The sequence below is a fragment of the Micromonospora sp. NPDC003816 genome (assembly GCF_042874705.1).
GTDB lineage: Bacteria > Actinomycetota > Actinomycetes > Mycobacteriales > Micromonosporaceae > Micromonospora.
This window is the reverse complement of record NZ_JBIANP010000004.1, coordinates 379,784-405,901: the sequence shown is the minus strand read 5'-3', so window position 1 is coordinate 405,901 and position 26,118 is coordinate 379,784. Positions and strand designations below refer to the sequence as shown.

23 protein-coding genes and 2 pseudogenes are annotated in these 26,118 nt (G+C 73.2%); 8 read left to right on the top strand and 17 right to left on the bottom strand.

What is annotated here, in order from left to right; all coding sequences use genetic code 11:
• Nucleotides 1-6: 6 nt before the first annotated feature.
• Genes ACFYTT_RS17595 through tsaB form a run of 4 tightly spaced genes read right to left on the bottom strand, consistent with a single transcriptional unit; the run spans nt 7 to nt 2,503 of the window.
• Complete coding sequence (locus tag ACFYTT_RS17595) at nt 7-261, bottom strand: hypothetical protein (protein ID WP_131056998.1); 255 nt, start codon at nt 259-261, stop codon at nt 7-9.
• A gap of 14 nt (nt 262-275) precedes the next feature.
• Nucleotides 276-1,322, bottom strand: a complete 1,047-nt coding sequence (tsaD, locus tag ACFYTT_RS17590) for a tRNA (adenosine(37)-N6)-threonylcarbamoyltransferase complex transferase subunit TsaD (RefSeq protein WP_387260338.1) — start codon at nt 1,320-1,322, stop codon at nt 276-278.
• A gap of 6 nt (nt 1,323-1,328) precedes the next feature.
• Complete coding sequence (gene rimI / locus ACFYTT_RS17585; protein ID WP_131057002.1) at nt 1,329-1,772, bottom strand: ribosomal protein S18-alanine N-acetyltransferase; 444 nt, start codon at nt 1,770-1,772, stop codon at nt 1,329-1,331.
• A 53-nt stretch (nt 1,773-1,825) separates the two neighbouring features.
• A complete protein-coding gene (gene tsaB / locus ACFYTT_RS17580) occupies nt 1,826-2,503 on the bottom strand; it encodes a tRNA (adenosine(37)-N6)-threonylcarbamoyltransferase complex dimerization subunit type 1 TsaB (RefSeq protein WP_176095216.1) in 678 nt (225 codons plus the stop codon).
• A 180-nt stretch (nt 2,504-2,683) separates the two neighbouring features.
• Here tsaB and ACFYTT_RS17575 point away from each other — a divergent pair, with 180 nt between their 5' ends.
• The 3 genes from ACFYTT_RS17575 (at nt 2,684) to ACFYTT_RS17565 (ending at nt 7,710) form a co-directional block, all read left to right on the top strand.
• Complete coding sequence (locus ACFYTT_RS17575; RefSeq protein ID WP_131057862.1) at nt 2,684-3,217, top strand: SigE family RNA polymerase sigma factor; 534 nt, start codon at nt 2,684-2,686, stop codon at nt 3,215-3,217.
• The gene (locus tag ACFYTT_RS17570; protein ID WP_387260335.1) at nt 3,201-4,358 is read left to right on the top strand and encodes a hypothetical protein; all 1,158 of its coding nucleotides are present in this window, start codon (nt 3,201-3,203) and stop codon (nt 4,356-4,358) included. Before ACFYTT_RS17575 ends, ACFYTT_RS17570 begins: the two co-directional genes overlap by 17 nt.
• Nucleotides 4,359-4,473: 115 nt before the next feature.
• Nucleotides 4,474-7,710, top strand: coding sequence for a S8 family serine peptidase (locus tag ACFYTT_RS17565; RefSeq protein WP_387260334.1), 3,237 nt, complete (start codon nt 4,474-4,476; stop codon nt 7,708-7,710).
• 63 nt (nt 7,711-7,773) lie between these two features.
• Here the strand turns inward: ACFYTT_RS17565 and ung are convergent, their stop codons facing one another.
• From ung to ACFYTT_RS17540, 5 genes are all read right to left on the bottom strand, one after another.
• Nucleotides 7,774-8,475, bottom strand: a complete 702-nt coding sequence (gene ung, locus ACFYTT_RS17560) for a uracil-DNA glycosylase (protein ID WP_131055874.1) — start codon at nt 8,473-8,475, stop codon at nt 7,774-7,776.
• Between the two features lie 74 nt (nt 8,476-8,549).
• A complete protein-coding gene (gene tsaE / locus ACFYTT_RS17555; protein ID WP_131055872.1) occupies nt 8,550-9,056 on the bottom strand; it encodes a tRNA (adenosine(37)-N6)-threonylcarbamoyltransferase complex ATPase subunit type 1 TsaE in 507 nt (168 codons plus the stop codon).
• Nucleotides 9,035-10,129: an alpha/beta fold hydrolase gene (locus ACFYTT_RS17550; RefSeq protein WP_176095220.1), complete on the bottom strand. Its 1,095-nt coding sequence runs from the start codon at nt 10,127-10,129 to the stop codon at nt 9,035-9,037. Before ACFYTT_RS17550 ends, tsaE begins: the two co-directional genes overlap by 22 nt.
• The gene (gene alr / locus ACFYTT_RS17545) at nt 10,126-11,244 is read right to left on the bottom strand and encodes an alanine racemase (RefSeq protein WP_176095221.1); all 1,119 of its coding nucleotides are present in this window, start codon (nt 11,242-11,244) and stop codon (nt 10,126-10,128) included. Before alr ends, ACFYTT_RS17550 begins: the two co-directional genes overlap by 4 nt.
• Before the next feature lie 83 nt (nt 11,245-11,327).
• Nucleotides 11,328-12,797, bottom strand: a complete 1,470-nt coding sequence (locus ACFYTT_RS17540; protein WP_176095222.1) for an NAD(P)H-hydrate dehydratase — start codon at nt 12,795-12,797, stop codon at nt 11,328-11,330.
• A 219-nt stretch (nt 12,798-13,016) separates the two neighbouring features.
• Between ACFYTT_RS17540 and ACFYTT_RS17535 the strand changes: the two genes are divergently transcribed.
• On the top strand, nt 13,017-13,313 hold the full coding sequence (locus ACFYTT_RS17535) for a hypothetical protein (RefSeq protein ID WP_387260328.1): 297 nt from the start codon (nt 13,017-13,019) through the stop codon (nt 13,311-13,313).
• Nucleotides 13,310-14,923 carry an alpha/beta hydrolase gene (locus tag ACFYTT_RS17530; protein WP_176095224.1) on the top strand — a complete coding sequence of 538 codons (1,614 nt, stop codon included), beginning with the start codon at nt 13,310-13,312 and terminating at the stop codon, nt 14,921-14,923. Before ACFYTT_RS17535 ends, ACFYTT_RS17530 begins: the two co-directional genes overlap by 4 nt.
• Before the next feature lie 10 nt (nt 14,924-14,933).
• Here the strand turns inward: ACFYTT_RS17530 and glmS are convergent, their stop codons facing one another.
• Nucleotides 14,934-16,847 carry a glutamine--fructose-6-phosphate transaminase (isomerizing) gene (glmS, locus tag ACFYTT_RS17525; RefSeq protein ID WP_131053674.1) on the bottom strand — a complete coding sequence of 638 codons (1,914 nt, stop codon included), beginning with the start codon at nt 16,845-16,847 and terminating at the stop codon, nt 14,934-14,936.
• Between the two features lie 155 nt (nt 16,848-17,002).
• Between glmS and ACFYTT_RS17520 the strand changes: the two genes are divergently transcribed.
• A complete protein-coding gene (locus ACFYTT_RS17520; RefSeq protein ID WP_131053673.1) occupies nt 17,003-18,196 on the top strand; it encodes a pyridoxal phosphate-dependent aminotransferase in 1,194 nt (397 codons plus the stop codon).
• A gap of 98 nt (nt 18,197-18,294) precedes the next feature.
• On the opposite strand, the gene glmM is transcribed toward ACFYTT_RS17520, so the two are convergent.
• The 7 genes from glmM to ACFYTT_RS17485 all read right to left on the bottom strand — a co-directional run bounded on the left by glmM (nt 18,295) and on the right by ACFYTT_RS17485 (nt 23,687).
• Nucleotides 18,295-19,647 (bottom strand): phosphoglucosamine mutase, encoded by a 1,353-nt coding sequence (gene glmM, locus ACFYTT_RS17515; protein ID WP_131053672.1) that lies wholly within the window; start codon nt 19,645-19,647, stop codon nt 18,295-18,297.
• A gap of 118 nt (nt 19,648-19,765) precedes the next feature.
• Nucleotides 19,766-20,230: a 30S ribosomal protein S9 gene (rpsI, locus tag ACFYTT_RS17510; protein WP_102658823.1), complete on the bottom strand. Its 465-nt coding sequence runs from the start codon at nt 20,228-20,230 to the stop codon at nt 19,766-19,768.
• Between the two features lie 20 nt (nt 20,231-20,250).
• Nucleotides 20,251-20,694, bottom strand: coding sequence for a 50S ribosomal protein L13 (gene rplM, locus ACFYTT_RS17505; RefSeq protein ID WP_131053671.1), 444 nt, complete (start codon nt 20,692-20,694; stop codon nt 20,251-20,253).
• Between the two features lie 207 nt (nt 20,695-20,901).
• Nucleotides 20,902-22,272: a NarK family nitrate/nitrite MFS transporter gene (locus ACFYTT_RS17500; protein ID WP_387260322.1), complete on the bottom strand. Its 1,371-nt coding sequence runs from the start codon at nt 22,270-22,272 to the stop codon at nt 20,902-20,904.
• A gap of 101 nt (nt 22,273-22,373) precedes the next feature.
• Complete coding sequence (locus tag ACFYTT_RS17495; RefSeq protein WP_387260319.1) at nt 22,374-22,679, bottom strand: hypothetical protein; 306 nt, start codon at nt 22,677-22,679, stop codon at nt 22,374-22,376.
• Nucleotides 22,657-22,944 (bottom strand): hypothetical protein, encoded by a 288-nt coding sequence (locus tag ACFYTT_RS17490; RefSeq protein WP_387260316.1) that lies wholly within the window; start codon nt 22,942-22,944, stop codon nt 22,657-22,659. Before ACFYTT_RS17490 ends, ACFYTT_RS17495 begins: the two co-directional genes overlap by 23 nt.
• Nucleotides 22,944-23,687, bottom strand: a complete 744-nt coding sequence (locus ACFYTT_RS17485) for a class I SAM-dependent methyltransferase (protein WP_131053667.1) — start codon at nt 23,685-23,687, stop codon at nt 22,944-22,946. The genes ACFYTT_RS17490 and ACFYTT_RS17485 overlap by 1 nt, the downstream gene beginning before the upstream one ends.
• Nucleotides 23,688-23,861: 174 nt before the next feature.
• On the opposite strand from ACFYTT_RS17485, the pseudogene ACFYTT_RS17480 reads away from it, so the two are divergent.
• Together ACFYTT_RS17480 and ACFYTT_RS17475 are read left to right on the top strand one after the other, a co-directional pair.
• A pseudogene (locus ACFYTT_RS17480) lies at nt 23,862-25,353 on the top strand (molybdopterin oxidoreductase family protein); the annotation flags it as partial.
• Between the two features lie 98 nt (nt 25,354-25,451).
• A pseudogene (locus ACFYTT_RS17475) lies at nt 25,452-26,084 on the top strand (molybdopterin oxidoreductase family protein); the annotation flags it as partial.
• Nucleotides 26,085-26,118: the final 34 nt, after the last annotated feature.

Genomic DNA, 26,118 nt, shown 5'->3' with positions numbered 1-26,118 from the left:
CCCGGTTCAGCGGTCGACCTGGGTGAAGTCCCAGGAGTGCGGCGGCCGGGCGAGCAGCATCACCGGCGGCTCGGGCAGCGGCCGGGGACTGCTGCGCCACTTCGAGATCACCACCACCCGGTGGTCGGTGGAGGAGAACACCTCGCTGGACAGGTGCAGCGGGTCGTGCTCGAACTCGGGCAGGGCGCTGTCGCAGACCCAGGTGATCAACTCGGCGAGCGCGTACGGCTCCGCCCGCGCCTCCCACATCCGTACGATCACGTCGCCGTCCTCCCTCAGACGCTGACCGTGGTCAGCGGCATCGCCGAATCCGCGGGCAGGTCGAGCCGGCTCGGCGCGACCCCCGAGGCGACCAGGTGCGAGCCGAGGGCCGCCACCATCGCGCCGTTGTCGGTGCACAGTCCCGGCCGGGGTACGCGTACCCGGATGCCGTGCCGCGCGGCCCGCTGCTCGGCCAACACCCGCAGCCGCGAGTTGGCCGCCACTCCCCCGCCGATCACCAGGGTCTCCACGCCACTGCTGCGGCAGGCGTCCAGCGCCTTGGTGACCAGCACGTCGCAGACAGCCTCCTGGAAGGACGCCGCCACGTCGGCCACCGGCACCGGTTCACCGGCCCGCTGTCGTGCCTCCACCCACCGGGCCACCGCGGTCTTCAACCCGGAGAAGGAGAAGTCGTACCGGTGCGCGGCCAGGTCCTTGGCGGCGGTCAGGCCACGCGGGAACGCGATCGACGCCGGATCGCCGGCCCGCGCCTCCCGGTCGATGTAGGGGCCGCCGGGAAACGGCAGGCCGAGCAGCCGGGCCACCTTGTCGAAGGCTTCCCCGGCCGCGTCGTCGATGGTGGCGCCCAGCGGGGTGACGCCGTGCGCCAGGTCGTCGACGAGCAGCAACGACGAGTGCCCCCCGGAGACCAGGAGGGCGATCGCCGGCTCGGGCAGCGGCCCGTGTTCCAGCGTGTCCACCGCCACGTGCGCGGCCAGGTGGTTGACCCCGTAGACGGGCTTCTCGGCGGCGACCGCGTACCCCTTGGCCGCAGCCACCCCGACCAGCAGCGCACCGGCCAGCCCCGGGCCGGCGGTCACCGCGATCGCGTCGATGTCGGCGATCGTCACCCCGGCCTCGGTCAGCGCCCGCCGCATGGTCGGCACGATCGCCTCCAGGTGCGCCCGGCTGGCCACCTCCGGCACCACCCCACCGAACCGGGCGTGCTGGTCCACGCTGGACGCGAGCGCGTCGGCGAGCAGGGTGTGCCCGCGCACGATGCCGACACCGGTCTCGTCGCACGAGGTCTCGATGCCGAGGATCAGGGGTTCGTCAGCCATGGGTGCTCAGTCCTGGTGGCGCTGCATCACCAGCGCGTCGGTGTTGCTCGGTTGGTAGTAGCCGCGCCGCACGCCGATCGGCTCGAAGTCGTACGACGCGTAGAGGCGCTGGGCCGGCGCGTTGTCCGCCGCGACCTCCAGCAGCACGCTGCGTACGCGCCGCCGGGCGGCCTCGGCGAGCAGGGCCTCCAGCAGTACCCGCCCCACGCCCCGGCGGTGCGCGTCCCGGCGTACCGCGATGTTCTGCACCCACGCCTCGTCGGGCGGCGCGACCGCCAGCCCGGCGTAGCCGAGCACCGCGCCGTCGTCGTCGGTCGCGACCAGATAGAAGTGCCCGTGCGACAGTTCGTTCCAGAACATCGCCGCGGACCACTGCTCGGCGCCGAAGAGGTCCGCCTCGATCGGCAGCACCTCGTCGATGTGCCACCACCGGAACCGGCCGAGCCGCACCGGGTCGCGCTGCCCCGGGTCACGCCGCACCGGATCGGTGCGTTGCCGCTCGCTCACGGCAGGACCGTCTTGCGGGCGGTGGCCGCCACCGCGTCCGGCCGCCGCAGATAGAGCGGGGTCAGCGTCTCGCCGGGCGCGCCGGCCCGGATGCGTTCGGCGGCCAGGGCGGCCAGCGCGCACGCGTCCGGGTAGCGCGGCTCCGGCCACAGCGGCAGCCCGAGCGTCTCCGCGTACCGGTGCGCGCCGTCACCGACCGCCGCCGTGACGCCCAGCTCCCGGGCCCGCTCGGCGGCGACCGCCGGGGCACCGACCTCCGGCCCGACGAGCCGCTGCCCGGCGCCGTCGTAGACGGCCCAGTAGATCTCCCGACGCCGCGCGTCACCGGCGGCCAACACCGGCTCGCCGTTCGCCGCCGGGTATCCGATGGCGTCCAGGGAGCAGACACCGTACGTCGGTATGTCGAGCACCTGACCCATCGTGGCGGCGGTGACCAGCCCGACCCGCAGCCCGGTGAACGGCCCCGGGCCGAGCCCGGCGACGATCGCGTCGAGGTCGGCCGGGCGGGCGCCGACGTCGGTCAGCACCGCGTCGACCTGAGGCGCGAGCAACTCGCCGTGCGCGCGGGCGTCGACGGTGCACCGGTGCGCACGGGTCGTCACCGCCGTCGCGGTGACCTCGACCAGGGCCGCCGTCACCGCCGGCGTCGAGCTGTCCACCACGAGTACGAGCACAATGAGCCAGCCTAGCCGCACCGCCGACCGCCTCGTGGCGCCCCGCCCGCCCCCGATCGAAGCACCCGCACCGGCAGCCACCGTCGCCACCGACAGTGATCGGGCAAGTACTTCCGTTCGCCGAGCAACTTCTGCTCCCGCCACCACCGTCCCACCTCCGGACAGAGGAGGAATGTCGATTTGAAGGCCGCAGACGAGCAAGCGTTCCGGGAGTTCGTGACGTCCGAGATGGCGTCACTGCGCAAGCTGGCCTATGTGACCTGCGGGGACTGGCACGCGGCGGATGACGCGGTGGCCAACACACTGATCAAGCTGTACCCGCGCTGGCGCAAGGTGGAGCGCCCGGACCTGTACGCCAAGACCATGGTGTACCGGGCCGCCGTCGACGAGACGCGCAGGCCCTGGCGTCAGGGGCGGGAGCGGTCGGCCGGCTACGGCATTCCGGACGTTGCGGTGGACGACCCGAACGGCGCCACCGACGAGCGGCTACGGCTGCGCACGGCGCTGAACGCCGTACCCACCGGCCAACGGGCCGCCGTGGTGCTGCGTCACTACCTCGGACTCAGCCTGGAGGAGACGGCCCAGGTCCTGGGTTGCACCGTCGGCACGGCGAAGAGCCAGACGTCGCGCGGTCTCGCCAAGCTCCGCGAACTACTCGGAGCCGACCGGCTCAACAACATCGAGGACAAGGAATGGCATGTCGCAATTGCATGAGATCGTGGCGGCGGTGACCGTGGACGAGCCGCCCATGTCACGTTCCGTCGACCAGATCGTCACGGCCGGCCGCAAGGCCGAACGTCGCCGTCGGGCGGGATTCGCCTCCGCAGGTGCCGCCGGCCTGGTCGCGGCCGTGGTCGCCGGCACGTTCGCGCTGACGCCGGGTGCGCCGGAGCAGCCGACCACGATCGTCGCCGGGGCCGCCCCGGGCGCGGAGGCCACCTGGTCGGACGCGCCGCCGTTCAGCTTCACGTTCCGCGCGTTCGACGCCGGTCCGCTGCGCGTGCAGGACCCCGTGGTGGTCTCCCCCGCCTATCAGATCGCCTCGGTCTACATGGACGGCAGAGTCACCCACGACCGGCCGGTCGAGGATTCCGAGACGCCCGTCCGTCGGAATGGGAAGCGCCCCCCGGCTGCCGGCACCGACTCGACCCAGCGACCGCTGTACGCCTACCTGACGCTCTACCGACCGGGCGCGTTCGACCCGGCGGGGATCGTCGGCGGCACCTCGTCGACGATCGCCGGCCGCCAGGCCGTCGAGTCGACCGTCGAGCCGGCCGGCCGGCAGTTGGCCTGGGAGTACGCCGACGACGCGTGGGCCGTGGTGACCGCGTACACCAGCACCCCCGACCCCTCCATCGCGGACCTGTCGGCGCTGGTCACCGCCCTGAAGCCCAGCCCGGCGACGCCGGCCACGCTGCCGTTCCGGGTCGGCTACCTGCCCGCCGGCCACACTGCGGTCGAGGCCGGCTCGCACGCCCTGCCCGGCCTGGTCGGCATCGCGCAGGCCCGCGCGGGCAACTACGGTGGCGTGACCTACGCCGACCCGGCCCCGTCGACCACCGGCCTGACCGCGCCGTACGGCGACAACGAGAGCGCCACCGTCCCGGGCAGTGTCAGCATCTACGTCATGCCCGCCTCCTCCTCCAACCAGCGGGCGAAGGCCGGCAAGACGAAGTGCTACCAGGCGTCGGGTGACGCGTTCTGCAACCGCTGGACCACGGACGGCGCGGTGCAGGTGCAGGTGCTCGGCACCGGCGGGCTCTCCGTCGCGGAACTGACCAGGATCGCGGAGTCGGTCGAGGTGGCCGACGTGAACGACGAACTCACCTGGACCCCGGTGCCCCAGGCGCGGTAGCCGCTGGCCGACACCGACGATCCCGCTCGTCCGGCGCCGTGTCCCCGCCCCCGGGGGCACGGCGCCGTCGCCTGCCACCGTCCCTCATTTGTCCACAATGGAGGAACACGAGTCCATGCGCCCCAGAAGATTCCTACCGGCCGCCGTGGCCCTGCTGCTCGCGGCCGGTCTCGTTCCGGCGTCCCCGGCAGCGGCCGACGCGGCCGGGGCGGCTGCGCCCTCCGGCGGCGGTCGGACCGCGACGCTGATCACCGGTGACCGGGTCACCGTGACCACCGACGGCGGCGTCAGCGTCGTCCCGGGCCCGGGACGGTCGGAGATTCCGATGCTGACCAGCACGATCGCCGGCCGGGTACGGGTGGTGCCGGCCGACGCGCTGCCGCTGTTGCGGGCGGACCGACTCGACCCACGGCTGTTCGACGTGACCGGGCTGCTCGCCGACGGGTACGACGACGACCGACGTGCCGACCTGCCGATCATCGCCTCCACCGACAGTGGCGTCGACGGCACGATCGTGCACCGGATGACCAGCTTCCCGGCCACCGCGATGCACACCCGCAAGCAGGGCCTCGACCGGCTCTGGTCGGGGCTGACCCGCAAGGGCGCGAAGGGCAAGGTCTGGCTGGACGCCGTCGGGCGTTTCAGCGGCGCCGAGGGTATCCAGCAGATCGGCGCCCCGAGCGCCTGGCAGACCGGCCTGACCGGCCGGGGTGTCACCGTCGCGGTGATCGACAGCGGGATCGACGCCACCCACCCCGACCTGGTCGGCCGGGTAGCCGCCCAGGTCGACTTCTCGCCGGTCTCCGAGGGCGGCGTACCCACCAGCGACGACGTCCGCGACCTGATGGGACACGGCACGGCCGTCGCCGCCGTCGCCGCCGGCAGTGGGGCCGCCTCGGCCGGCCGGTACCGGGGCGTCGCCCCCGAGGCGACGATCATCGACGCCAAGACCGGTGACTGGGACTCGACCGAGTCGGCGGTGATCGCCGCGATGGAGTGGGCGGCCGGCCCGAAGCGCGCCGCAGTCGTCAACATGAGTCTCGGCTTCCCGGACACCCCCGGCGACGACCCCCTGGAGATCGCCCTGCGCCGCCTGAGCGAGCAGCACGGCACGCTCTTCGTGGTCGCGTCCGGCAACAGCGGCGACAACGGCAACAACCCGAACGCCGCCCAGGACTACGACGTCGGGTCACCGGCAACCGCCGATGCCGCGCTGGCCGTCGGCGCGGTCGACCACGACGACCGGCTGGCGTCCTTCTCCAACCGGGGCCCACGTCTCGGCGACGACGCCGTCAAGCCCGACCTCACCGCGCCCGGCGTCGACGTCACCGCTGCCCGCAGCACCGACGCGTACGGCACCGGCCCCTACACCGACGGCCTGTGGGGCACCTCCTTCGCGGCGCCGCACGCGGCCGGCAGTGCCGTCCTGCTCAAGCAGAAGCACCCGGACTGGACCGGAGACATGATCAAAGCCGCGCTGATGGGTACGGCCCGACCGGCGTCGGGCGTCAGCGTGTTCGCTCAGGGCGCCGGGCGCGTCGACGTGGCCGGCGCGCTCGCCGGTACGGTCCTCGCCGACCCGCCCAGCCTGAGCCTCGGCACCCACACGTTCCCGCACACCGGCGCCGCGCCGACCAGCGGGACGGTCACCTACCGCAACACCGGCACCACGCCGCAGACCCTACGACTGAGCCTGACCGTGGACGGGCCGCAGACGGCGCCCACCTCCGGGATGTTCCGGGTGAACCCGTCGACGCTGACCGTGCCGCCCGGCGGCAGTGCCCAGGCCACCGTCACGGCCACCGCCTCGACGACGGCACCGGCCGGGCCGTACTCCGGGCGGCTGACCGCCGGCACCGGCGACGGCAAGCGGCTGACCACGCCGGTCGGGTTGGTCCGGGAGGCCGCCACCCACTCCCTGACGCTGCGGCATCTCGGCGCGGACGGTCAGGAGACCCGGGACTTCTACACCACCGTCGTGGGCCTGGACATCCCGTACACGTACGACTCGCTCCACCACTACGACGACGAGCAGGGCAGTGAGATCACCATCCGGGTGCCCGAGGGGCGCTACGCGGTCGTGTCGCAGATGTTCTCCCACCTGCCGGAGCTGACCTATCTGGCGCACACGAACCTGGCCGTGCGGGCCGACACCGACCTCACGCTCGACGAACGGGTCGGGCGTCCGGTCCAGGTCAGCGTGCCGGCAGCCGACGCGGTCCGCTCCGACAGCACCGTCCAGGTGGGCGTCCGCTCCGGCAACTCCTGGGTGACCGTCGGCGGCAGCAGCAACGCGTCGACCCGGATGCGGACGGCCCAGATCGGCGGGACCGGCAGCCGGGACGAGTTCGTCTCGGTGATCGGCACGGCGTTCGCCGACGGATCGGACCCCAGCCGGTACGCGTACCAGCTCGCCTGGCACCGGCCCGGCGCGCTGCCCACCGGCTTCACCAGGTCCGTCACGGCCGGAGAACTCGCCGTGGACCGGACCTCCGCCCGCGCCCAGGCCCCGGAGGGCCCGGCCGCGATGCAGTCGGCGCCGATCGTGCCGGGCTATCCGCTGACCCCGGCGTACGCCTCCACGCCGCTGGCGCAGACCCGCCACTTCAACACCGACGGCGGCATCAGGTGGGCCTCGCGGGTGTTCCAGTACTCGGACGAGGCCGTCGACTACTACACCGTCACCACGGCCGGACCGGCGATCGCCTACCGGCCCGGGCGGACCTACACCTCCACCTGGAACGCCCCGATCGTCGCGCCCTGCCCGACCGCCGGTGGCGGGTGGTCCGGCGACCAACTGGTCGTGCGGGTCGCCCCCTACTGCGACAGCGCCGGCCACCCCGGCCACGTCGAGCAGGAAACCCTCTCCGGTACGACCACCCTCTACCGCAACGGCACCGAGGTGGCCACCTCGGACCTGCCCGGTCACGCCCGATTCACCGTGCCGCCCGTACCGGGCAGTTACCGGCTCCACGTCGAGTCCACCCGGGCGGCCTCGTTCGGCCTGTCCACCCGGGTCACCGCCGACTGGACGTTCACCCGGCCGGTGACCGCGTCGCGCCTCATGGCGGTCCGCATGGCGCCGACCCTGGACGCCACCGGCACGGCACCCGCCGGCCGGTCCTTCACCATCCCGATCAGCAGCGCCGACGCCACGTCGGTCGGCCTGCGGGTCTCCTACGACGACGGCGCCACCTGGAAGTCGACCCCGGTCACCCGCACCGGCGCCGGCACCTTCCTCGGTACGGTCCGCCACCCGGCCGCCCCCGGGTACGTGTCCGTGCAGGTCACGGCCAGAGGTAGCGCCACCAGCCTGACCGAGACGGTGGTTCGCGCGTACCGGATCGGCTGATCCGAGGTGCCCCTTCACGTCGCCGCACGGGGATGTGAAGGGGCACCTCGGATCACCAACGGCTCAACCGGCGGTGCGCTCCCAGTCGACGGTGGGCAGGCCGGCGTCGGCGAGGGCCTTGTTGGCCGCGCTGAACGGCCGGCTGCCGAGGAAGCCACGCGGGTTCATCGGGCTGGGGTGGCCCGCCTCCAGCACCACGTGCTGCGGATTGGTGACCAGCGCCGCCTTCTTGCGCGCGTAGCCACCCCAGAGCAGGAACACCACGCGCGACTCCTGGGCGTCCAGCGCCCGGATGGTGGCGTCGGTGAACTCCTCCCACCCCCGGTTGGCGTGCGAGCCGGGAGTGCCCTGCCGCACCGTCAACACCGAGTTGAGCAGCAGCACCCCCTGTGCCGCCCAGCCGTCCAGGTTGCCGCTGCGCGGCTTGGGCACGCCCAGGTCCTCGCCCAACTCCTTGAAGACGTTGCGCAACGACGGCGGCACCGAGACCCCCTCGCGCACGCTGAAACTCAACCCGTGCGCCTGGCCGACCCGGTGATAGGGGTCCTGCCCGAGGATCAGCACCCGGCAGGCCGACGGCGCGCAGAGTCGGTAGGCGGAGAAGAGGTCCTCGACCGGCGGGAAGACCGTCTGGGTCGCGTACTCCCCGGCGACGAAGTCGGCCAACGCGGCCGTGCGGGCCGGGTCGAGGTGCGGGGCGAGCACCTCGCGCCACGCCTCGGGAAGCAGGGCCGGCAGGTCGAGGGCGGGGGTGTCGTCGGGCATCGGCGGCCTTTCACCGGTCGGAACGTTTCCGGGCACTGTAGGCAGTGGGTACGACAGCGTTCGGCGCAGGGCGGTCAGCGCGGGACGGTCAACTCGGCCAGCCGGGCCGCCCAGTCGCCACCGACCGGCTCCAGCCCGACGACCCGGGTGTCGTCGTCACGCCGGTCGATCTGGATCCGCAGGTGTGCGTCGACCAGCTGCTCGACCAGCCCCTCGCCCCACTCGACCACGGTGACCGAGTCCTCCACCGAGGCGTCCAGGTCCAGGTCGTCGATCTCGGCCCGGGGGTCGCTCGCGGCACCCAGGCGGTACGCGTCGGCGTGCACCAACGCCACCCCGCGTCCGGTCGCCGGGTCCGGCCGGTGCACCCGGGCGATCACGAAGGTCGGCGAGGTGATGTCGCCGAGCACGCCCAGCCCGGCACCGATCCCCTGGGTCAACGCGGTCTTGCCGGCACCCAGCGGCCCGGTCAGGAGCACCAGGTCACCGGCGCGCAGCAGCCGCGCGAGGCGCCGCCCGAAGGCGTGCGTGTCCGCGACGGTCGGCAGCTCGAAACGGGTCACGGGCGGTCCCGCTCGCACGAGTCGAGGAAGCGGCTGACCGCGATGTTGACCTCGTCGGCGTGCTCCAGCATCACCACGTGCCCACTGTCGTGGATCTTGACGAACTCGGCGTGCGGCAGCCGCCGGACGATCTCCTCGGAATGCGTCACCGGCGTGATCATGTCCTTGTCTCCGACGATCACCAACACCGGCGTGTCCTCCAACGCGGCCAGCGCCGGGAACCGCGAGTGCGTCGCCAGCGTACGCAGATAGCGGGTCACCGTGTCGGCCGAGGTACGCGAGTTCATCTCCTCCACGTACGACACCAGCGACGGGCTCGGCTTACGGGTGCCGAAGCCGTACCTGCGGGTGAGCAGCCAGGCCACGTTGCTGGTGGACTTGCGGGCCCGGTCGATCACCGTCCCGCCGTAGCGGGTGACGTAGCCGGCCGTGTAGAGCACCGGCGCGCCGACGCGCCCGAGCAGAGCGGGCGCGACCAGCTTCGTCTCCGCCAGCAGACCGCCGGAGGTGGCCATCAGCACCGTGCCCACCACCCGGTCGTCGAACATCTCCGGGTACAGCTCGGCCAGCGACATGATGGTCATGCCGCCCATCGAGTGCCCGATCAGGACCAGCGGCCCGTCCGGTGCCACCTCGTCGATCACCCGGCGCAGCGTGTGGCCGAGCGCGACAAGGTCGTACTCGCCGCCCTCCAACCGCCCCGAACGGCCGTGACCGGGCTGGTCGTACGCCACGATCCGGTGCTCGCCCCGCCCGGCCAGCATCTTGCGCTGGAAGTGGAAGGTGCCCATGTCCAGGCAGAAACCGTGCACCAGCACGACCGTCGGGTTGCCCGCGACCGGACGGATCGGCTCGACCACCTCGACGTGCACGTCGGTGCCGTCGGGCAGCTCCAACCGGTGCGCCGCGTCGTAGTGCTGCTCGCCGAAGACCTCGTCGACGTACGGATCGGCCGGGTCGGCCTTGAGCCGGCGGACCAGGGCCCGTTCCGTGGCGACACCGGCGGCGAGCCCGGCGGCGGCCACGCCGAGTGCCGCACCGACCAGCCCGGCGGCCCGGCCGGCGGCGGTACGCGGTCGGGGGACCCTCACGCCGACCCGCCGTCGTAGACACGGGGCACCCGGGTGCTGCCGAACCGGGTGACGATCTCGTAGTTGATGGTGCCGACCGCCTCGGCCCAGTCGTCGGCGGTGGGCGCACCGTCCGCGCCGTCGCCGAAGAGGGTGACCACGTCACCGGCGACCACCGGATCGTCGCCGCAGTCCAGCACGAACTGGTCCATGCAGACCCGACCGGCGACGGTCCGCCGCCGGCCGCCGAGTTGCACCGGGCCGGTGCCGGAGGCGTGCCGGGGCACCCCGTCGGCGTAGCCCAGGGGCACCACGGCCAGCGTCGCGTCGCGCTCGGTGAGATAGGTGTGCCCGTAGGAGACACCGGCGCCGGCCGGTACCCGTTTGGTCAGCATCACCCGGGCCCGCGCGGTCATCGCCGGCCGCAGCCCGTACGTCTGTCCGGCCACCGGTGAGAGGCCGTACACGGCCAGCCCGGGGCGGACCAGGTCGAAGTGGGTGTCGGGCCGGGTCAGCGTGGCCGCCGAGTTGGCCAGGTGCCGGTAGCGCGGGCGCAGTCCGGCCCGCTCGACCATGGCCAGCCCCTCGTGGAAGACCGCCAACTGCCGGTCCGTGGTGGGGTGTCCGGGCAGGTCGGCGTAGACGAAGTGGCTCCACACCCCGACCACCTCGACCAGCCCGTCGGCCTGGGCCTTGGCGGCGGCGTCGAGCAGCGCCGGCCAGTCGGCGACGGTCGCGCCGCCCCGGGCCAACCCAGTGTCGATCTTGAGGTGCAGCCGGGCCGGACGTTCCGCGCGTCGGCTCGCCCCGACCATCTCGTCGAGCTGCGGAAGGCTCGCCACCCCCAGGTCGACGCCGGCCGCGACGCCGGTGTGCAGCGGCAGCCCGGGCGCCAGCAGCCAGGCCAGCACGGGGGCGTCGATGCCCGCCGCCCGCAGGGCCAACGCCTCGTCCAGGGTGCAGACCCCGAGCCAGTCCGCGCCCGCCTCCAACGCGGCGCGGGCGGCCGGGACCATGCCGTGGCCGTAGCCGTCACCCTTCACCACCGCCATCAACTCGGCGCCGGTGCCGGTGCGCAACCGGTCCACGTTCTCCCGGATCGCGTCGAGGTCGACGCGTACCTCGGCCTGCCACATGCCCCCCACCCTACTTCCGCGCTGATCACCCGGGGTCGCCCCCGGCCGAGGACGGGGTGTCGGGCGAGTCCCGCGACGACGGGTCAGGTGATCCGGGCCAGCACCGGCCGCAGCGCGTCGGCCACGTCGGCGGCGGCCACCGGACCGCCCCGCGCCGCCTCCCGACCGGCCAGCCCGTGCAGGTACGCCGCCGCCGCGGCGGCCCGCTCCGCCGGCAGGCCGGACGCGAGCAGCGCACCGAGCAGCCCGGCCAGGACGTCCCCGGTGCCGCCGGTGGCCAGGGCCGGGGTGCCGGTCGGATTGACGTACGCCCGGCCGTCCGGCGTGCCGATCACCGTGCGGTTCCCCTTGAGCAGCACCACGGCGTTCGTCCAGGCGGCCAGCCGCAGCGTCGCGGCGACCCGGTCCGCGCCGGGCTCCTCGCCGCAGAGCCGGGTGAACTCCCGATCGTGCGGAGTGATCACGATGGGCGCGTCGCGCTGCCGGAGCCGGTCGGCGAGCCGACCGTCGACCAGCAGCGTCAGCGCGTCGGCGTCCAGCACCACCGGCACCGGCGCGGCGAGCACCGTCCGCAGCTCGGCGGCGGCCCGGTCGTCCGTGCCCAGGCCCGATCCGCACACCCACGCCTGCACCCGACCCGCGTCGACGACCCGATCGGTGGCGATCACCGACGGGTAGCGGCGCACCACCTCCTCGCGGGCACCCCCCGCGTAGCGGACCAGGCCGGTCGGCCCGGCGAGCGCGCCGCCGACCGAGAGCACCCCCGCACCCGGGTACGTCGCCGACCCGGTGGCCACCCCGACCACGCCCCGGGTGTACTTCTCCGAGGCCGCGCCGAGCCGGGGCCACCAGTCGACCACGTCGGGCTCCTCCACGACGTGCAGCGCCGGGCTGCCCCGCAACCACGGCCCCAGCCCGATGTCGACCAGCTCCACCTGCCCGGCGAGCGCGGCGGCGGGGCCGACCGCCAGAGCCGGCTTCCAGGCGCCGAAGGTCACCGTCACGTCGGCCCGCACCGCCTCGGGGCGACCGGACGAGGTCAACGGCACCGCGCCGGTGTCCACCTCGACACCGCTGGGCACGTCCACCGCCACCACCGTCGCGCGACCACCGTCGCGCCCGTGCTGCCGCGACAGGCTCGCCGCCAACTGCTCGGCGGTCTCCCGCAGCCCGCCGCGCCCGCCGATGCCCACGATCCCGTCGAGCACCAGGTCGACCGTTGCCGGCGGGCGCGCCACGACCCGACCACCGGCGGCCCGCAACGCCGCCAGCCCCGCCGCGTGCACCCGGTCCGGGGCGAGCAGCAGCGCCGACACGGCCGCACCCCGCCGGGCCAGCCGGGCGCCCGCGTACAGGGCGTCGCCGCCGTTGTCGCCGGAGCCGACGAGCAGCAGCACCGGTGCCGCGTACACCCCGCCCCGGTCGGCGAGCAGCAACGCGCAGCGGCGGGCCAGCCCGGCGGCGGCGCGCTGCATCAGCGTGCCGGGAGGCAGCTCGGCCATCAGTGCGCTCTCGGCCGCCCGGACCTCCGCCACCCGCCAGACCGGCCGCATGTCACACCCCGTCTCCCGCGTCCCGCACGCGATCGGTGCCGACGATCACGCGGCCACCCTACCGGCGGGCGGGCCGCAGGATAGCCCTTGTCCACATACCCGACGGCCCCTGTGGACGACGGCGGCGGGCGTACCCGGCCGTCGTCCACAGGGGCCGCCTCCGGGGCCCGGCCCCGCCTAGCGTCTGCGCCGGGCGGGAGTCGAGGACGGGAGGGGCCGATGGCGCAGGAGGAGTTGACCGTGCGGCCGGAGACGCTGCACCGGGTGGGGCGGACGCTGGGCGACACCGCCTACCGGCTGGCCCTCGGGCCGGCGGGCGTGCCGGGGTTGGCGGCACCGGACCGCCAGTGGTCGGCGGCGGGAGCGCTGGCCGCACTGGAGACGTCGGTACGCACCTGGTGCGGGCGGCTCGGCGCGGAGGTGGCGGAGACCGGGGACGCGGTCCGCGCCGCCGCCGGGGCGTACGAGTCGGTGGACGGTCGGGCCGCCACCCGCTTCTCCGCGGTGACCCGGTGACCGGCGCGACGCCGACCCGGCCGAGCGCCGTCGGGTACGTCCAGCTCTCCACGGCCGACCCGGCCGGCTGGCGGAGCACCGGCACCGCGTGGGCCGGCCTGGCCGGGCTCGCCGGTCGGCGGGCCGACGAACTCGCCGACGGTGCGGCGGCACTGCGCACCGGCTGGTCCGGGCGGGCCGCCGGCTCGGCCGGGGCCCGCCTGACCGGGCTGCGGACCGAGCTGACCGCGCTCGTCCCGGCCGCCGTCGAGGTCGACCAGGTGCTCGCCGGGTTCTCCGCCCGCCTCGCGGCGGCCCGCGCCCGGCTCTCCTCGGCCGTGGCGCTGGCCGCCGCCACCGGTGTGCTGATCGACCGGTCGGGTCGGGTGCGCCCCGACCCGGCGCGGGTGCCGCCGGAGCGGGCCGCCGCCACGGTGACCCCGGTGGCCACCGGCCTGCGGGACGCACTCGACCTGGCCGGGGCGGCCGACCGAGAGGCCGCCGGACGCCTCGGGCAGTTGTCGCGGGACGCCGCCGCCGGTTGGGTGGTCCCGCCTCCGCCGGGCCGACCCGCCCCGCACACCGACCCCGCCCGGGTACGCCAGTGGTGGACCGGGCTCAGCACGGCACAGCGTCGCTGGTTGGTGCTGCACGAGCCGGAGCTGGTCGGTCGCCTCGACGGGGTGCCGGCCGCCGACCGGGACCAGGCCAACCGCTCGCTGCTGGGCATCCGGCGGGAGGAACTCCGGGCACGGTGGGAACGGCTGCTGGCCCGGGTGCCGCGCGGTCCGGCGGAGGTGGCCGGGCTGCGCGCGGTGGACGCCGCACTGACCGGGCTGGACGCGCTCGCCACCCGGCTCGACGCGACGGGGTCACCCCGGGCGTACCTGCTCGGGTTGGACGTGGGCGGCGAAGGACGCACGGTGGTGGCGCTGGGCGACCCGGACCGCGCCACCGGCGTGGTGACGTACGTGCCGGGGATGACCGCCGGGCTGGACGACGCCACCGGCGAGCTGGGCCGGGCGGCCCGGGTGCTGTCCCGCTGCGCCGACCTGGCACCGGGCCAGGAGACCTCGGCGGTGCTCTGGCTGGACTACGACGCCCCGGACTTCCTGCACGAGGCGGCCCGGGACGGGCAGGCCCGGGACGCGGGCGAGGCGCTGCACCGGTTCCAGGAGGGACTGCGGGCCACCCACGACGGGCCACCGGCCCGGCAGACGGTGCTCGGGCACAGCTACGGGTCGCTGGTGGTCGGGACCGCTGCCCGGGACCATGGGCTCGCCGCGGACGCGCTGGTCTTCGTCGGCTCGCCCGGCGTCGGTGTGGGACACGCCTCCGAGCTGGGCGTCCCGCCCGAGCAGGTGTGGGCCAGCACCGCGCCGGACGACGTGATCCGGCTGACCCGCCCACCGGACGAGCTGGCCCGGCAGGCGGTACTCGGCGCCTCGCCGGTCGGCACGGTCCTGGACTGGCTGGCCGGGTCGGACGACGAACGCTGGTTCGGGCGCGACCCGGCCGAGCCGGGTTTCGGAGGTCGGACGTTCCCCAGTGGCCGGTACGGTCACACCGGCTACTGGGATCCGGCCAACCCCGCGTTGGACGGTATGGCGCGAGTGGTGCTCGGCCGGTGAGCGCCCCGTGCTACTCCACGGTGACGGACTTGGCCAGGTTGCGCGGCTGGTCGACGTCGTGCCCCCGGGCGGCGGCGATCTCGGCCGCGAGCACCTGCAACGGCACGGTGGTCACCAGTGGGGCGAGCAGCGTCGGGGTACGCGGCACGTAGATCAGATGGTCGGCGTAGCGGACGACCGCCTCGTCGCCCTCCTCGGCGATCACGATGGTGCGGGCGCCCCGGGCGCGTACCTCCTGGATGTTGGAGACGATCTTGTCGTGCAGCAGTCCGCGACCGACCGGGGACGGCACCACGCAGATCACCGGGGTGCCCTGGTCGATCAGCGCGATCGGGCCGTGCTTGAGTTCACCCGCCGCGAAGCCCTCGGCGTGCATGTACGCCAGCTCCTTGAGCTTGAGCGCACCCTCCAGCGCCACCGGGTAGCCGACGTGCCGGCCGATGAACAGCACCGTCGGCGCGGACTTCAGCTCCCGGGCCAGCTCCCGGACCGGCTCGATCCGGCCGAGCAGTTCCCGCAGCTTGTCCGGCACCTGGTGGAGCTGATCGACCACGGCCGCCACCTCGTCGGCGAACTTGATCCCCCGCACCTGGGCCAGGTGCAGCCCGATCAGATAGCAGGCGACCAACTGGGTGAGGAACGCCTTGGTCGAGGCGACGGCGATCTCCGGACCGCCGTGGGTGTAGAGCACCGCGTCGGACTCCCGGGGGATGGTGGAGCCGTTGGTGTTGCAGATGGCCAGCACCCGGGCCTTCTGCTCCTTGGCGTGCCGCAGCGCCATCAGGGTGTCCATGGTCTCGCCGGACTGCGAGATCACCACGATCAGGGTGGAGCGGTCCAGCACCGGGTCGCGGTACCGGAACTCGCTGGCCAGTTCCACCTCGCAGGGGATCCGGGTCCAGTGCTCGATGGCGTACTTGGCGACCATGCCGGAGTGGTACGCGGTGCCGCAGGCGACGATGAAGATCTTGTCGACGTCGCGCAGGTCCTGGTCGCTGAGGCGGACCTCGTCGAGCATGATCTCGCCGCTCTCGGTCAGCCGGCCCAGCAGCGTGTCGGCGACGGCCTGGGGCTGCTCCTCGATCTCCTTGAGCATGAACCAGTCGTAGCCGCCCTTCTCGGCGGCCGAGGAGTCCCAGTCGATGTGGAAGTCCTTGCCGCTGGCGGGCTGACCGGCGAAGTCGGTGATCTCGATGGTGTCGGCGGTGATCAGGACGATCTGGTCCTGGCCCAGCTCGACCGCCTCGCGGGTGTACTCGATGAACGCGGCGACGTCGCTGGCGAGGTAGTTCTCCCCGTTGCCGCGCCCCACCACCAGGGGCGAGTTGCGACGCGCGCCGACGACGGCTCCGGGCACCCCGGCGTCCACCGCGAGCAGCGTGAAGGCACCCTCCAGCCGCTGGCAGACCACCCGCATGGCGGCGGCGAGCAACTGCGGCCCGTCCGGGTGGCCGGCGGCCCGCAGCTCGGCCAGGGCCTTGGCGAGCAGGTGCGCGGCGCACTCGGTGTCGGTGTCACTGACGAACTGGACGCCGTCGTCCTCCAGCTCGGTGCGGAGCTTGGCGAAGTTCTCGATGATGCCGTTGTGGATCACCGCGACCCCGCCGTCGGGTGACAGGTGCGGGTGCGCGTTGCGGTCCGTGGGGCCGCCGTGGGTGGCCCACCGGGTGTGCCCGATGCCGGTGGTGCCGTCGCCGATGCCGATCGGGCTGGCTCCGCAGCCGGCCGGGTCCTCGGCGGCACGCTCGGAGAGCACCTTCTCCAGGTTGGCCAGCTTGCCGGCCTTCTTCTCGGTCAGCAGCTGCCCGTCGCAGACCACGGCGACACCCGCCGAGTCGTAGCCGCGGTACTCCAGCCGCCGCAGTCCGTCGAGCACGATACCGAGCGCCGGCCGACTGCCGGCGTACCCCACGATTCCACACATGGGAGGCAGCCTAACCAGATCCGCTCACGATGTCTGCGCGAAAGCCGGGTAAACAATCACTGAATTTGAGCGATTAGCGCTACACGGTGATCGGTGTCACCTCGCACGCAAGCGGGGGCGGGCAGGACGACCGGGCCCAGCCGTACCCTGACCGTGTGACGAGCACCGATGTCGACCCCCTGGTGAGCCGGATGCGCCCGTTCGGGACGACGGTTTTCGCCGAGATGTCCGCTCTGGCCGTGCGTACCGGCGCGGTCAACCTCGGACAGGGTTTCCCGGACACCGACGGCCCGCCCGAGATGCTCGCCGCCGCCGCCGAGGCGCTGCGGGCCGGCCGCAACCAGTACCCACCCGGCCCCGGCGTACCGGAGCTGCGCGCCGCCGTGGCGGCACACCAGCGCCGGTTCTGGGGCCTGGAGTACGACCCGGACGGCGAGATCGTGATCACGGCGGGCGCCACCGAGGCGATCGCCGCCGCGATCCTCGGTCTCTGCGAGCCGGGCGACGAGGTGGTCTGCTTCGAGCCCTACTACGACTCGTACGCCGCCTCGGTCACGCTGGCCGGAGCCGTCCGGCGACCGGTCACGCTGCGGCCCGGCGACGACGGGCGGTACGCCTTCGACCCGGCGGACCTGCGGGCCGCGTTCGGGCCGCGGACCCGACTGGTGCTGCTGAACTCCCCGCACAACCCGACCGGCAAGGTCTTCACCCCGGCCGAGTTGTCGCTGATCGCCGAGCTGTGCCAGGAGCACGGCGCGTACGCGGTCACCGACGAGGTGTACGAGCACCTGGTCTTCACCGACGCGTCGACCGGGCACGTCCCGCTGGCCACGCTGCCCGGCATGCGCGAGCGCACGCTCCGCGTCTCGTCGGCCGGCAAGACGTTCTCCTGCACCGGCTGGAAGGTGGGCTGGGTCAGCGGTCCGGCGGCACTCGTCTCGGCGGTGCTGCGGGTCAAGCAGTTCCTCACCTTCGTCAACGCGGCGCCACTGCAACCTGCGGTCGCGGTGGCCCTCGCCCTGCCCGACGCCTACTTCACCGACTTCCGAGACGGCATGCAGGCCCGCCGCGACCAGTTGATCAGCGGGCTCGGCGACGCCGGCTTCGACGTGCTCACGCCGGAGGGGACGTACTTCGTCACCGCCGACATCACCGCCCTCGGCGGCACCGACGGCGTCGACTTCTGCCGGACGCTGCCGGAGCGCTGCGGCGTGGTGGCCGTACCCACCCAGGTCTTCTACGACGACCCGGAGGCCGGCCGGCGGCTGGTGCGGTTCGCGTTCTGCAAACGCCCGGAGGTGCTGACCGAGGCGGTGGCCCGGCTACGCCGGGCAGGCGCGCACGCCTGACCCGGCGGTCACCGCGTCCGGGCCCGACGGCGCGCCGCCGACCAGGTGAGCAGGGGGCACCACGGCCGCCCTGCCGTGTGTACCGGCCGTCGCGTCGGTCAGGCCGGGCTGGCCGTGCGGACCTGTTCGGCGATCCGCTCGGCGACCTTCCGTGCGGTCGCCTCGGTGGCCGCCTCGACCATCACCCGCACCAGCGGCTCGGTGCCCGAGGGGCGCAGCAGCACCCGTCCCGTCTCGCCCAGCTCGGCCTCGGCGCGTTCCACCTCGGCGCGGACGGCGGGCGCGGCGGCACCGACGGTGCGGTCACCCACCGGCACGTTGATCAGCACCTGCGGCAGCTTGGTCACCACCGCCGCGAGGTCCGCCAGGGTCCGGCCGGTGGCGGCCATCCGGGCCATCAGGTGCAGCCCGGTCAGCACCCCGTCGCCGGTGGTGGCGTACGCGGGCATGACGATGTGTCCACTCTGCTCACCGCCGAGCGCCAGCCCGGAGGCGCGCAGTTCCTCCAGCACGTACCGGTCGCCCACCTTGGTCTCGATCAGCCGGATGCCCTCGGCGGACATGGCCAGGCGCAGGCCGAGGTTGCTCATCACGGTGGCGACCAGGGTGTCCCCGGTCAGCGTGCCGGCCTCCCGCATGGCCAGCGCCAGGATCGCCATCACCTGGTCGCCGTCGACCTCGTCGCCGTCGGCGGTGACCGCCACGCAGCGGTCGGCGTCGCCGTCGTGCGCGATACCGAGGTGTGCGCCGTGCTCGACCACGGCCTGTTGCAGGGCGGCGATGTGGTTCGAGCCGCACCCGTCGTTGATGTTGAGCCCGTCCGGCTCGGCGTAGATCGCGACGACCTCTGCGCCCGCCTCGCGGTACACGGCCGGGGCGACCTCGGCGGCGGCGCCGTTGGCGCAGTCCACCACGACCTTGATCCCGTCGAGCCGGTGCGGCACGGTGCCCGCCAGGTGCTGCACGTAGTGGTCGGCGCCGTCGAGCAGGTCGTGTACGCGGCCCACTCCCGCACCGACCGGCCGCGTCCAGGCGGTGGTGGCGTTGGCCTCGATGGCCGCCTCGATCCGCATCTCGATCTCGTCGGGCAGCTTGTGCCCACCAGCCGCGAAGAGCTTGATCCCGTTGTCCGGCATCGGGTTGTGCGAGGCGGAGAGCATCACCCCGAGATCCGCCTTGGCCTCGGCGGTGAGGAACGCCACCGCCGGGGTGGGCAGCACGCCGACCCGGACCACGGTCGCTCCGGCGCTGGTCAGTCCGGCCACCACGGCCGCCTCCAGCATCTCGCCGCTGGCGCGGGTGTCCCGGCCGACCACGGCGATCGGAGCGTGACTGCGATCCGACTCGGCGAGGGTGTGGGCGGCCGCGACGGCCACCGAGAGCGCCAACTCCGGGGTGAGGTCGACGTTCGCCCGCCCGCGTACGCCGTCCGTGCCGAACAACCGGCCCATACCCACCAACCTCCGATGAAACTGCCGTTACAGGTGAAAAGCGGACGGCCGGTCCACCTCCCCGGGTCGAGGGGAGGCGGACCGGCCGTCCGTCAGAAGTACAAGGTGCGGCTGGAGATCAGCGCTTCGAGTACTGGGGAGCCTTACGGGCCTTCTTGAGGCCGTACTTCTTGCTCTCCTTGACCCGCGCGTCACGGGTCAGGAAGCCGGCCTTCTTGAGGGCCGGGCGGTCGTCGGGCTCGTTGACGATCAGCGCCCGCGCGATGGCCAGCCGCAGCGCGCCGGCCTGGCCGGTGGTGCCGCCGCCCCGCAGGTTGGCGATCACGTCGAAGGCCTCGGGCTTCTCGGCGGTGACCAGCGGGTCCTTGATCAGCTGCTGGTGCACCTTGCTCGGGAAGTAGGCTTCCAGGTCGCGTCCGTTGCACGTGATCTTGCCGGTGCCCGGCACGATCCGGACTCGGACGATGGCCTCCTTGCGCCGACCCACGGTCTGGATCGGGCGGTCACCACGAGGCGCGCGGGCGACGGGCGCCGGCGCCTCGGTGGCCTCGGGGGCGACCTCGGTGGCGGTGATGTCGGTCATGCTGCTTCCTTCGCCCGCGCTCACTGCGCGATCTGCTTGATCTCGAACGGCGCCGGCTGCTGCGCGCCGTGCGGGTGCTCGGCACCGGCGTAGACCTTCAGCTTCTTGATCAGCTGACGGCCCAGCTTGTTGTGCGGGAGCATCCCCTTGACAGCCAGCTCGATGGCCCGGTCGGGGCGCTTGGCGAGCAGCTCCTCGTAACCGACCTGCTTCAGGCCGCCCGGGTAGCCGGAGTGGCGGTAGGCGATCTTCTGCTGCCGCTTGTTGCCGGTCAGCGCGACCTTGCCCGCGTTCACGATGACGACGAAGTCGCCCGTGTCGACGTGCGGCGCGAAAGTCGGCTTGTGCTTGCCCCGCAGCAGCGTGGCGGCGTGGGTGGCCAAGCGGCCCAGCACGACATCAGAGGCGTCGATGACGTGCCACTGACGCTCGATCTCACCCGGCTTCGGGCTGTACGTACGCACAGGTCTACCTTGTCTCGTCGTCGGTCTGGGGTAGCGCGCCGAGGTGACCAGGGCTTCCCGGTCGGATCAGCGCGCACGAACGACCAAGCGTACCTCAGGCGGCACGCCCACAGATGTCGTACAACAGCAGGCAACGATACCCGTAGCCCCGTCGGCCGGTCAAAACGGGGGTCCGGCGGGCGCGCCGGATGGAGGGACAATACCCCCTCAGACCCGTGCCCGCGCCATCCGGGACCCCGGCCGGAGGTACGCCACCCAGGTGACCGCCAGCAACACCAGGAAGAAACCGACATAGAAGCGCAGGGCCGGCTGGATCCCGCCGTAGGTCGACCGGGCCCAGGCGTAACAGATCGGCACCAGGAAACCGCCGAAGGCGCCGACCGCGGAGATGATGCCCAGCGCACCGGCGGCCTGCCGACGCATCGCCAGCATCACCTCCGGCGTACCGCCCAGGTCCTCGCCCTTGACCCGGAAGATCTTGCTGATCATCCGGTAGGTCGAGCCGTTGCCCACCCCGGTGGCGACGAAGAGCAGCAGGAAGGCCGCGAAGAAGACACCCATGCTGCGCCGCTCCACCGACCAGAGGGCGGCCAGCGCACCGGCGGCCATCAGCACGAAGCTGACCACCGTGACCCGGGCACCGCCGACGACGTCGGCCAGGCGACCGCCGAAGGGCCGGCAGAACGAGCCGACCGCAGCGCCGAGGAACGCCCAGGCCAGCGCGGTGTCCGGCCGGCCGAACACCGAGGTGAGCAGCGTCGGGAAGGCCGCCGAGTAGCCGATGAACGAGCCGAAGGTGCCGATGTAGAGCAGGGACATGATCCAGGTGTCCCGGTGCCGCAGCGACGACCAGACCGGCCCCACGTCGGCCTTGGCCTCGACCAGGTTGTCCATGAAGAGGTACGCGCAGACGGCGGCGATCACCGCGAGCGGGACGTACATCAGTCCGGCGCGGGCCAGCACGAGCCCGCCGCCGAGCACGATCACCTGCGGCACCACGAACTGCACCACCGCGACCCCGATGTTGCCACCGGCCGCGTTGAGGCCCAGCGCCCAGCCCTTCTCACGTTCGGGGTAGAAGAAGGATATGTTCGCCATGCTGGAGGCGAAGTTGCCGCCGCCGAGACCGGCGCTGGCGGCGATCAGCAGCAACGGCAGGAACCCGATCTCCGGATGCTCGACCGCCCAGGCCAGGCCGGCGCAGGGCACGATCAGCAGCAGCGCGGAGACGACCGTCCAGTTCCGTCCGCCGAAGACCGGCACGGCGAAGGTGTACGGCAACCGCAGCAGCGCCCCCACCCCGCTCGGTACGGCGGTCAGCCAGAGCGCCTGGCTGGTGGTCAACTGCCACCCGGCGTCGCCGAGCCGGACGACGACGATGCTCCACAGCAGCCACACCGAGAAACCGATGTGTTCCGCGAAGATCGACCAGATGAGGTTGCGTCGGGCGATCCGACTGCCGGTGGTACGCCAGAATCCCGGATCCTCCGGCGTCCAGTGCCCGATCCAGCGACCGGGCCTGCGGTCCAGGTCCTGCGTGGCCTCGATAACCTCGGGGCGCGTGCTCGTGGTGGTCATGGCGCCGAAGCTAGGAATCGAGCGTTACCGTGGCGTTCGCCCTCGGGGTCGACGGCGCAACGGGGAACGCACCGGCGCCGCGCGCCGGTGGTGAGGAACGGTCAGAGCTGCTGGAGGATGCGCAGCGCCCGGTCGATCCGGCGCATGGTCTCGATGTCGGCGACGTCCACGCACTCGGCGAACCACTTCTTCATCGGAGACGAGATCCGGTCCGGCATGACCACCCAGCCGCCCATCGGCACCGCCAGGGGCGAGTCGCGCAGCAGCGCCGCCTCGACCACCTCGGCGACGATCACGATGGGCACCGCGGTGGAGTTGTAGACATCCGAGCTGATCACGAGCCCGAGCCGCTCGCGAGCCCCGGCGATCCGCCAGACCTCGCCCCTACGCAGCACGCGGGCGACCACCGAAGAGCAGGTCGTCGACCATGCCCACCTCCTGCGCGTCGGCCAGCGAGGCCGACTCCAGGTCCAGTCCGGCCCGCCCGACTGCCGCGGCGTGCGCCGCGAAGACCTCACGCAGGGCCTTCTCCCGGGCAGCCTGATCCATCCAGGCCGACAGGGAGAGCCCTTCGCGCTTGGCGAACCGCCTGGCCTCCGCGATCGTCTCGTCGGAGAACGACAGAGTCACCTTGGCTGTCATGCCGGTCAGACTACCCGCTGGTATGACCATCAGTCATCCGTCGAGTACCGCGAGCTGTCGCCGGACGGGCCGTTGGCACCCGGGGCACGGCCGCCGAAGACCGCGAACCGCCACGCCTTGAAGAAGCAGTCCACGTCGGTCAGCCCCGCGTCGGACAGCCAACGACACTGCTCCCCCACGGACGCCGGCCGGTCGTACGCCATCCGCTGCGCGGCGGCGGCGATCTCGTCGGCGTCGGAGCCGCGCGCGGTGATCTGGGCCAGCCAGACCTCGTGGTAACGCCGGTCCAGCTCGGCGGTGGGGCCGGCGACCTGTTCGGCGTTGACGAAGACGCCTCCGGGCACCAGCGCCTCGGCGGCCCGCCGGTAGAGGTCCCGCTTTCCGGCGTCGTCGAGGTGGTGGACGGCGAGCGCGCTGACCACCGCGTCGTAGCGCCCGTCGGGCAGCGGGTCGGTCAGGTCGGCCACCACCACCCGGTGCGGCACGCCACGGCTGGTGAGCTGGTCGGCGGCGACGGCCAGCATCTTCGGCGCGGCGTCGACGAGGGTCAGTCGGACTCCGGGCACGGCGGCGGCGACCAGCGACGACAGCAGACCGGTGCCGGCGCCCAGATCCAACACCTCGGGGGTACGCCCGGCGGCGCGGGCGGCACGCAACGCCGGCTCGACGACCTCGACGGCCGTGCCGTAGAACCCGTCGAAACAGGGCACCAGTCGCCGCCGCGCGGCGTCGTAGCTGCCGGCCACCGCGTCGAACGCCTGAGCCACATCCATGTCGATCCCCCGATCCGTCGCCGTCGCGCACACTTCCCACATGACAGGATTTTCGTTCCATATTGTAGACCTCTCGACCCCGCGCGCAGCCGACGTGCGGTGTGAGGTGCTCTTGACAGGGCCGAAACAAACGGGACGCCGACCGGAAACCGCCCAACGGCACGCTTTGCCGACATGACAGACGGTGCACGGTCGGCGACTCGATCGGGGGAAACACCCCGGGAGGTGGCGACGCACTGCCCGTACTGCGCCCTCCAGTGCGGCATGACCCTGCGCCAGGACGAGGACCGGATCTCCGTACACCCCCGGGACTTCCCGACCAACCGGGGCGGCCTCTGCCAGAAGGGCTGGACCTCCGCCGAGCTGCTCGACCACCCCGACCGGCTGACCACCCCGCTGCTGCGCGACCCGGCCACCGGTCGACTCGTACCGGCGAGCTGGGAGGCGGCGCTGGACCGCATCGTCACCGGGCTCGGCGAGGTGCAGCAGCGGCACGGCCGCGACGCCGTCGCCGTCTTCGGCGGCGGCGGGCTCACCAACGAGAAGGCGTACGCACTGGGCAGGTTCGCCCGCGTGGCGCTGCGTACCCGACACATCGACTACAACGGACGGTTCTGCATGTCCTCGGCCGCCGCAGCCGGGATGCGGGCCTTCGGCGTCGACCGGGGACTGCCGTTCCCGCTCGCCGACCTGGGCCGGGCGGACACCCTGCTGCTGGTCGGCGCGAACCCGGCCGAGACGATGCCACCGCTGGTGCGCTGGCTCACCGAACAGCGGGAACGCGGCGGCACGCTGATCGTGATCGACCCGCGCGCCACCGCCACCGCCCGGCAGGCCGACCTGCACCTGCAACCCCTGCCCGGCACCGACCTGGCGGTGGCCAACGCACTGCTGCACACCGTGCTGACCGAGGGCTACGTCGACGGGTCGTACGTCGCCACCCGCACCAACGGTTTCACCGACGTACGCCGTACCGTGGCGGGCTGGTGGCCGGCTCGGGCCGAGGCGCTATCCGGCGTACCCGTGGCCGACCTGGAGGCGACCGCCCGCGCCCTCGGCACCGCCGAACGGGCGATCATCCTCACCGCCCGAGGCGCCGAACAGCACGCCAAGGGCGTCGACACGGTCACCGCCTTCGTCAACCTGGCGCTCGCCCTCGGCCTGCCCGGCCGGCCCGGCTCCGGGTACGGCTGCCTGACCGGGCAGGGCAACGGCCAGGGCGGCCGGGAACACGGGCAGAAGGCCGACCAGCTACCCGGGTACCGCAGGATCGACGATCCGGCGGCCCGGGCACACGTCGCGGAGGTCTGGGGCGTACCCGCGGACGAGCTGCCCGGTCCGGGCGTGCCGGCGTACCGGTTGCTGGACTCACTGGGCACCGCGGACGGACCCCGGGCGTTGCTGGTCTTCGGCTCCAACCCGGTGGTCTCCGCACCGCGCGCGGCCCGGATCGAGAGCCGGCTGCGCGACCTGGACCTGCTCGTCGTCGCCGACTTCCTGCTCTCCGAGACCGCCGCGCTGGCCGACGTGGTGCTGCCCACGGCGCAGTGGGCCGAGGAGGACGGCACCATGACCAACCTGGAGGGACGGGTGCTGCGCCGACGCGCGCTCCGCCCCCCGCCGACCGGTGTCCGCACCGACCTCGCCATCCTCGCCGCCATCGAGGACCTTCTGAAAGGAAGGGCCCCTTCCTATCGCCTCGTGCATAGCAAGGGTCCCCTCCTAACACCCGGCGCGGACGCGAGCGACGACGCGGGAGCGGGTGCGCCGGAGGCCGATCCGCAGGCGGTGTTCGAGGAACTGCGGCGGGCCTCGGCGGGCGGGCTCGCCGACTACGCCGGCATCAGTTGGGACCGCATCGACGAGGCGGACGGGGTGTTCTGGCCCTGCCCACGCAGCGACGGGCCGGACTCGCCCCGACTCTTCGCGGACCGCTTCGCCACCCCGGACGGGCTGGCCCGGTTCCACCCGGTGGAGCACCGGCCGGCGGCCGAGGAGGTCTGTCCGGAGTACCCGCTGCACTTCACCACCGGCCGGGTACTCGCCCAATACCAGTCCGGCACACAGACCCGGCGGGTGGCGGCGCTGCGCCGGGCCGCCCCCGACGCGTTCGTGGAGCTGCACCCGGATCTGGCCGATCGGCTCGGGGTGGCCGACGGCGAACCGATCCGGGTGGTCTCCCGGCGAGGCGAGTTCCGGGCGCCTGCCCGGCTGAGTCCGGCGATCCGGCCGGACACCGTCTTCGCGCCGTTCCACTGGGCCGGCGCGGCACGGGCCAACTCCGTCACCAACGACGCGGTCGACCCGATCTCCGGCATGCCCGAGTTCAAGATCTGCGCCGTCCGCCTGGAGAAGGTCGCCCCAGGCGACACGCAGCGCAGCGGAGTGACGGCATGAGCGAGCACCAGCGAGCGAATCAGCAGCACAGCGC

What these genes read in the sequence shown, in the direction of transcription:
- ACFYTT_RS17540 (WP_176095222.1), bottom strand. Translation starts at nt 12,797, where the DNA reads ATGCGGCCGGTCTGGCGGGTGGCGGAGGTCCGGGCGGCCGAGAGCGCA.
- ACFYTT_RS17565 (WP_387260334.1), top strand. Translation starts at nt 4,474, where the DNA reads ATGCGCCCCAGAAGATTCCTACCGGCCGCCGTGGCCCTGCTGCTCGCG.
- ACFYTT_RS17490 (WP_387260316.1), bottom strand. Translation starts at nt 22,944, where the DNA reads ATGGTCATACCAGCGGGTAGTCTGACCGGCATGACAGCCAAGGTGACT.
- ung (WP_131055874.1), bottom strand. Translation starts at nt 8,475, where the DNA reads ATGCCCGACGACACCCCCGCCCTCGACCTGCCGGCCCTGCTTCCCGAG.
- glmS (WP_131053674.1), bottom strand. Translation starts at nt 16,847, where the DNA reads ATGTGTGGAATCGTGGGGTACGCCGGCAGTCGGCCGGCGCTCGGTATC.
- glmM (WP_131053672.1), bottom strand. Translation starts at nt 19,647, where the DNA reads ATGGGCCGGTTGTTCGGCACGGACGGCGTACGCGGGCGGGCGAACGTC.
- ACFYTT_RS17500 (WP_387260322.1), bottom strand. Translation starts at nt 22,272, where the DNA reads ATGACCACCACGAGCACGCGCCCCGAGGTTATCGAGGCCACGCAGGAC.
- alr (WP_176095221.1), bottom strand. Translation starts at nt 11,244, where the DNA reads ATGTGGCAGGCCGAGGTACGCGTCGACCTCGACGCGATCCGGGAGAAC.
- tsaD (WP_387260338.1), bottom strand. Translation starts at nt 1,322, where the DNA reads ATGGCTGACGAACCCCTGATCCTCGGCATCGAGACCTCGTGCGACGAG.
- rpsI (WP_102658823.1), bottom strand. Translation starts at nt 20,230, where the DNA reads ATGACCGACATCACCGCCACCGAGGTCGCCCCCGAGGCCACCGAGGCG.
- ACFYTT_RS17535 (WP_387260328.1), top strand. Translation starts at nt 13,017, where the DNA reads ATGGCGCAGGAGGAGTTGACCGTGCGGCCGGAGACGCTGCACCGGGTG.
- ACFYTT_RS17485 (WP_131053667.1), bottom strand. Translation starts at nt 23,687, where the DNA reads ATGGATGTGGCTCAGGCGTTCGACGCGGTGGCCGGCAGCTACGACGCC.
- ACFYTT_RS17570 (WP_387260335.1), top strand. Translation starts at nt 3,201, where the DNA reads ATGTCGCAATTGCATGAGATCGTGGCGGCGGTGACCGTGGACGAGCCG.